Origin of the sequence: Microcoleus sp. AT3-D2 (assembly GCF_036705715.1) — a bacterium.
Taxonomy (GTDB): Bacteria; Cyanobacteriota; Cyanobacteriia; order Cyanobacteriales; family Microcoleaceae; genus Microcoleus.
On sequence record NZ_JAUBVE010000087.1, the window covers coordinates 19,974 to 27,213 of the forward strand.

The 7,240-nt window shown below is 43.5% G+C and carries 3 protein-coding genes; 2 read left to right on the forward strand and 1 reads right to left on the reverse strand.

The window, feature by feature from the left end; all coding sequences use genetic code 11:
• Positions 1–341: 341 nt before the first annotated feature.
• Positions 342–1,550: an argininosuccinate synthase gene (locus tag QUB44_RS26455; protein ID WP_333372185.1), complete on the reverse strand. Its 1,209-nt coding sequence runs from the start codon at positions 1,548–1,550 to the stop codon at positions 342–344.
• Between the two features lie 571 nt (positions 1,551–2,121).
• On the opposite strand from QUB44_RS26455, the gene QUB44_RS26460 reads away from it, so the two are divergent.
• Complete coding sequence (locus QUB44_RS26460) at positions 2,122–3,060, forward strand: glycosyltransferase (RefSeq protein ID WP_333372187.1); 939 nt, start codon at positions 2,122–2,124, stop codon at positions 3,058–3,060.
• Positions 3,061–3,640: 580 nt separating this feature from the next.
• Positions 3,641–6,793: a PAS domain-containing protein gene (locus QUB44_RS26465; RefSeq protein WP_333372189.1), complete on the forward strand. Its 3,153-nt coding sequence runs from the start codon at positions 3,641–3,643 to the stop codon at positions 6,791–6,793.
• The last annotated feature ends 447 nt before the right edge of the window (positions 6,794–7,240 follow it).

The following is a 7,240-nucleotide window of genomic DNA, read 5'->3' on the forward strand; positions in this document are numbered from 1 at the left end:
GTAGAAAGCAGGCGAAAATCTCGACTTGACAGTAATATGGCAGGGGTTTAAACCCCTGCCTCTAAGCTAAATTTGTCTGAAGACAATTTAACAAGTTATTAGGATAACAACCAATTACCAATTACCAATTATTACTGTATCTTACTAACTCAGGACTTAGGCAATTGGCAGAGGTTGGGCGATTGCGGCAAATAAGGTGCGCCGTGCATACCCTACTCGAATTCCGCGAGGGCGGACTTTGTTTGTGTAGCCGCCCAATTCGATTCGGCGGGTTAACATCGAATTGTTACTCCGAATTCGATTTGGCGGCTTAACATCAGGTTTTCAACCCTAATTCTATCCTATTTATAACCTCTATTTTTCTCCGACCAAATGCGGGTGGGTAGTCCCCAAACATAGACAAATCCTTCGGCAGCTTTGTGATCGAATTCGTCCTCTGCGCCGTAGGTTGCTAAGTCGAAACTGTACAGAGAATTGTCAGATTTGCGGCCTACAATAGTCGCATTTCCTTTGAACAGTTTGAGCCGCACGGTTCCAGTTACTCGCTTTTGCGTGTCCTGAATAAATGCGTCTAAAGCGGTTTTCAAAGGATTGTACCAAAGACCGTTATAAATCATTTGGCTGTAGGTTTCTTCGATGCCTCGCTTGTATCGCGTCACATCTGCTGTCAGTGTCAAACTTTCTAAGTCTCGGTGCGCGTGCATCAAAACTAAAATCGCTGGTGTTTCGTAAATTTCCCGCGATTTAATCCCGACTAAGCGGTTTTCAATCATGTCAATTCGGCCGACTCCGTGGTTTCCAACTATTTCGTTGAGTTGGGAAATTAGGGCGACTGGTGATAAATCTTTGCCGTTCAAACTGACAGGATTTCCGCAATCGAAACCAATTTCTATGTATTCGGGTGTGTCAGGAGTTTGTTCGATCGCCTTTGTCATCAAATAAACTTCCTCTGGCGGTTCCGCCCAAGGATCTTCGAGGATTCCGGCTTCAATTGCCATTCCCAATAAGTTGCGATCGATACTGTAAGGCGAAGACTTTTTCACTGGCGACGGAATACCGCATTTCTCGCCGTATGCGATCGTTTCCTCGCGGCTCATTTTCCACTCCCGCGCTGGTGCTAAAATCTTAATCTTGGGATTTAGTGCGCCGATCGACACATCGAACCGCACCTGATCGTTTCCTTTACCTGTGCAACCGTGGGCGATCGCATCTGCACCGTACTTTTCTGCCGCTTCTACTAACAATTTAGCAATCAGCGGGCGAGCCAGGGCAGTCGAAAGGGGATAACGGTTTTCGTAAAGTGCGTTAGCTTGAATCGCTGGAAACGCATAGTCTTTGACAAATTCTTCGGTAGCATCAATAACTAAAGATTCCGAAGCACCGGATGCTAAAGCTTTTTTGCGGATCGGTTCTAATTCGTCTCCCTGTCCCAAATCCGCGGCCAGAGTAATTACTTCTTCAACACCCCACTCGTTTTTGAGGTAAGGAATGCAGACGGAGGTATCGACTCCGCCGGAATATGCTAGGACAACTTTTTTAGCGCGACTCATGAAAATACTCGGTAAGTGGGAAACTCAGCGGCTTTAGCCCTGAGAGGGAAACGACACGAGCGGTTTTCACCGCCTACCCCTTTCGGGGCTAGACAAGTAGAGGAATGGTACTTGTCTAATCCCTGTATTGCCGGGAGCGCCTTGCCATTCCAGTAAAGTTAGCTTGTCGGTCAATGTTTAAAGAGCTTTTTAGATTTGCAACACTGTTCCAGTGACCTTAGAACTGTTTAATTGCAAATGACAGAGCAGGAAACTAGCTACGCATTTCCGGGTGTCGTGACTCAACAAACGTAGTCAGTTAAGACTTAGGCTGGTCAGTACGGCTTGCAGGAATTGCTCGCGACCAAGCCCAGTATCTTTTAGACCTGGGTTACTGACTGCTATTTACATCCTGAATTTAGATGTGATATTTAACCAACTTTGTATTATGCACCTAATTGAGATCCATTCTTGTCATAAATAGTACAGATTTATATATTCTTTTTTTGCTAAACTTGGCTATTTACCGGGGGAGTTGCTGCGGAAAATCTGCTACCGTGGGATACGGTAACTGTGGCGATGGGGAAAAGCCGTGTTTTTTAGTGTTGTGATTCCGACGTATAATCGTAAACCGATTTTGGCAAAATGTCTACTGGCTTTGGAAAATCAGCAGTTCGGTGAGATTGTCAGAGAGTATGAAGTAATTGTCGTGGACGACGGATCGACGGACGGGACGCTGGAGTGGTTGGTGGCCAATGCTGACTTGTTGCCTCATGTGCGATCGATCTGTCAATCTCACCAGGGCCCGGCCGCTGCCCGGAATTTGGGCGTTGAAGATGCTAATGGCGATACGATTATTTTTATTGACAGCGATTTGGTGGTAACAGAGCATTTTTTGCAAGCACACGCCGATGCTTTACTACAGGGTTACAAAGATACTGATGCTGTTTTTACTTACGGCAGCGTGATTAATACTTGCAATTTCGACAATCCTACCTCAGAACCTTACAAAATCACCGATTTTTCGGCGGCTTATTTTGCTACGGGAAATGTGGCGATCGCCCGCCACTGGCTGCTGGCCGCTGGACTTTTTGACACTCGCTTTCAACTGTACGGATGGGAAGATTTAGAGTTGGGAGTTAGGTTAAAAAAATTAGGTTTAAAACTCATTAAATGTCCCGCTGCGGTCGGTTATCACTGGCATCCAGCTTTTAGTTTGGAGCAAATTCCAGGCATGATTAACCGAGAAATTGAGCGCGGGAGAATGGGAGTTTTGTTTTATCAAAAACACCCAAGTTGGGAAGTACGGATGATGATTCAAATGACTTTTTTGCACCAAATTTTGTGGGGAATTTTATCATTAGGTGGGATGCTGAACGAGCGAACGATGACTCCTTTTTTACAGTGGTTGATTGACCAAGGCAAGCCCCAGCTAGCTTTAGAAATTGCTCGGATTTTTCTGAATTGGTATAACGTGAAAGCCGTTTACGCCGCTTGCGGAGAATTGCAAGCCGAGACAAAGATACCATAAATCAGCCCCATCCCGCAAATAAGATATAAGATATTGTAGGAGTTTTTTAGGGCCCATTGGTGTCAACTTAAGCTCATAATTAGTAACGGTAACAACTGTTTGACAATTATGCCTACACTGCCCTAGGGCTGCTTAATAAGGGAAATTTAGGGAACTCACAACTTGGATACCAACCAGAAAAAAATAATTTTTAGTCTTAAGTTGACACCAATGTTCCGGCTTGTTTAAATTAACCTTTTTACTGAGGATATCTAATGAAAAATCTCAACACAAAGCACCCGATCAATGGCTGCAAGCATGGTCGTATAAAGTCTAAGAATAAAAATTTTACCTTTATTTAATCAAAATTGCTTGGTTAGCCTGTGATTAGAGGAATCTAGGCTGGTTTCTCACCAGAGTCCGATAATTTGAGCTACCAATATTTTCAAAAGATCGTTACTTTTGATATAATGAGAGATAATTTAAGAGTGTGCTAGAGAGCCAATAGTTGTGCTGGTTTATCTGAGAGTGTTAGCTACAAGCGGTTAATGACTTTAAAAATATTCCCACATATACAACTTGAATAGTTTGAGGGTTTGCTGTGAATACAACTGACGATAAAAATCCAAGACTAGAAACAGTTAGACTTGAAAACACTGTCTTACAAGAAAATATTTTAATGGTGGACGACCATCCAGAAAGCTTGCGGCTTTTATCCCAGCTTTTGTCTAAGCGGGGATATAAAGTGCGACCGACACGAGATGGCAAATTGGCTCTTAACTTTGCTATGTCGAGTCCACCAGACTTGATTTTGCTGGACATCATGATGCCCGGTATGGATGGGTATCAAGTCTGCGAAAAGTTAAAAGCTTGTCCGCAAACCAAACATATTCCTGTGATTTTTATTAGCTCTTTAAATGAAGTTTTTGATAAAGTCAAAGCTTTTTCGGTGGGAGGAGCCGACTACATTAGTAAACCATTTCAAACAGAAGAAGTGGTGAGCCGGATCGAAAATCAACTGCTTCTGAGCCGTCTTTATAAACAAATTTTAGCACAAAATGCACGGCTGCAAGCAGAAATAGAAGAACGCAAGCGGATCGAAGCAGAACTCCGAGACAGCCAACGCTGGCTGTCGGCAGTAATTAAAACACATCCTAATCTTTTGTACGTTTCCGATTTGATTGAACAGCGAACTTTGTATATCAACCGCGAAATATATAGCGATATTGGCTATTCTTTTGAAGAAATCCAGCAAATGGCAGGAGGATTTCTTCCTAACTTAATACACCCTGACGATTTGCCAGGATTCTCAGAACACCTCAGCAGGATTGAGGCAGCAAAAGACGGTGAAAGCTTTGAGTGTGAGTACCGAATTCAGCACAAAAATGGTGAATATCGGTGGTTTGTTAGCGTGGATACCGTGTTTGCCAGAACCGCAGACGACAAACCTTGGAAAATTTTGGGGACGGCTACTGAAATTAGCGATCGCAAACAAGCTGAACTAGAACTAAAAACAGCTTTATCTGCTTTAGAACGGCAAATCAAACAAAGGTTTTTAATAGAAACAATTACTCTTGAAATTCGATACAGTTTAAATCAAGATCAAGTTTTTCAAACAGCTACTGCCCAAATAGGTAGAATTTTTAATGCTGATTGCTGCTTGGTTCATACCTACACAGAACACCCTATTCCCAGAATTAATAATGTCGCTGAGTACAAAAAATCCGCATCCAAATCGCTTTTAGATTTAGAAATCCCCGTACAGGGCAATCCTCACGTTCAGTTTTTATTATCCCAAGATCAAGCTGTAGTTTCTGACGATGTTTTTTCCGACCCGCTGCTAGAAAACGCCCGAGATTTGTGCTGTCAAATAGGCTTAAAATCGATGATATCCATCCGCACTTCCTACCAGGGAAAAGCCAACGGAATGATATGCTTGCATCAGTACGATCGCCCCCGCCACTGGACGCAGGAGGAGATCACATTATTGAGCGCTGTGGCGGCACAGATGGGAATTGCGATCGCTCAAGCAACACTTCTGGAACAAGATAAACAACAGCGACTTAAACTTCAACAAAGCGAAGCTAGTCTAGCAGCCGCCCAGAAAATTGCCCACATCGGCAGTTGGGAATTTGATTTAGTCACCAATAAAATTACTTGGTCAGAAGAAGTATTCCGCATTTTTGGTCTTGACTCAAGTGCAACTGAACCGACATCTGCCAAACTTTTAAAGATGTGTCATCCCGACGACAGAGAATTATTTCAAGAAACAGTCAGCCTAACTATCTCACAAGGCATTGCCTACAAAAGAGAGTTCCGATTTTTGCATCCTAGCCGTCAAATTATATACGTGGAAGGAAGGGGAGAAGCTGTTTTTAGCGAAACCGGGGAAGTAATAAAACTGTTGGGAACAGTGATGGATATTAGCGATCGCAAACAAGCCGAAGCAGCTTTGCAAATTAGCGAAGAACGTTTTTATCTGGCATTTGAAGGCAGTGCGATGGGCTTGTGGGATTGGAATCTTGCCACGGGAGAAGTCTATTTTAATCCACGGTGGAAAATGATGCTGGGATATGAAGTAGAGGAGGTAGAAAATAGTTTTGCATCCTGGGAGCAACTGGTACATCCAGAGGATTTGTCTCCGGCTAAAGCAGCGCTCAATGCTCACCTGGAAGGCAAAAATCCTACTTACGAAGTGGAATTTAGGATGCTGACAAAATCCGGCGAGTGGAAGTGGATTTTAGCTCAAGCGAAGGTGATGGAACACGACGCTTCGGGAAATCCTTTGCGGATGACGGGTACGCATATTGATATTAGCGATCGCAAACAAGCCGAAGTAGAGTTGCAATTTAGCGAACAGCGAGAACGAGAAAAAGCGCAACAGTTAGAACAAACTCTGGCCGACTTAAAAAAAGCTCAATCTCAGCTCATTCAAGCCGAAAAAATGTCAAGTATCGGGCAAATGGTAGCGGGAGTAGCCCATGAAATTAATAACCCCATCAGCTTCATATACGGCAATATTATTCCTGCAGCACAGTATGCTCGCGATTTGGTAAAAATGATTGAACTCTACCAGCAATACTATCCTGAACCAGTTCCCGAAATACAGGAAGAATTGGCAGAAGTCGAGGTAGATTTTATTGCTGGGGATTTCCCGAAAATAATGGCTTCAATGCAAGAAGGTGCTAACCGAATCAAGCAGATAGTGCTGTCTTTGAGAAACTTTTCGAGACTCGACGAAACAGATCGCAAAGTAATAGACATTCATGAAGGGATAGAGAGCACTTTGGTGATTTTGCAGCACCGATTCCAGTCACAGCCAAAACATCGGGAGATTCAAGTTATTAAAAATTACGGAAACCTGCCCAAAGTCGAGTGTTATCCGGCTCAATTAAACCAGGTATTTATGAATTTGCTGGTAAATGCGATCGACGCTGTGGAAGAGTCATCAGCAAACCGTACTTGCCAAGTTAACCAGATTCGCATTGTTACTGAAGTCAGCAGCGAAAATCAAGTGTGTGTGCGGATTTCTGACAGCGGGCCCGGTATCCATCCCGAAGTTCAGTCAAGGATGTTTGACCCATTTTTTACTACTAAACCGATCGGCACCGGCACTGGTTTGGGGTTATCGATTAGTTACCAAATAGTTAAAGACACCCACGGCGGTAAGTTGGAGTGCCATTCAGAAGTTGGTCGGGGAACAGAATTTGCGATCGAACTGCCGATTTCGCAAAAGTTAAAAGTTAAAAGTTAGGATAAGCTGTTAAATCATGGGCGGTAAATTAACCATAATTCTTGTAAGGGCCAGTTCAAAAACCATCTATAATATCAGCCAGAGATGAGCCTAAACCCGCCCCGACCGTCAATCGATTTTAGATTTTAGATTTTAGATTTTAGAGGCGACCCCAGGGATCAATGCGGGGGATCTTCTGATTTTCGATTTTCGATTTTGGATTGATTCCACGGATAAATCACGTGGCGGGTACCACCTTTGAAAGTCGTGGTCAGATGTGGGGCAATTGCAACGGATATCATATTAATTGTGTATCAGAACTTATTTTAGAGTGCGTGATAACCTGACATTTTCTCCCGTATTTGCTGCGAACGGTCTGTCATTTAGGATGGCGAATTAAATAACTTACAATTTTAATTGTTATTGTGGGATGGGCGTCCCGCCCGTCCTTAAAAGACGGGCGGGACG

What these genes read in the sequence shown, in the direction of transcription:
- QUB44_RS26455 (WP_333372185.1), bottom strand. Translation starts at nt 1,550, where the DNA reads ATGAGTCGCGCTAAAAAAGTTGTCCTAGCATATTCCGGCGGAGTCGAT.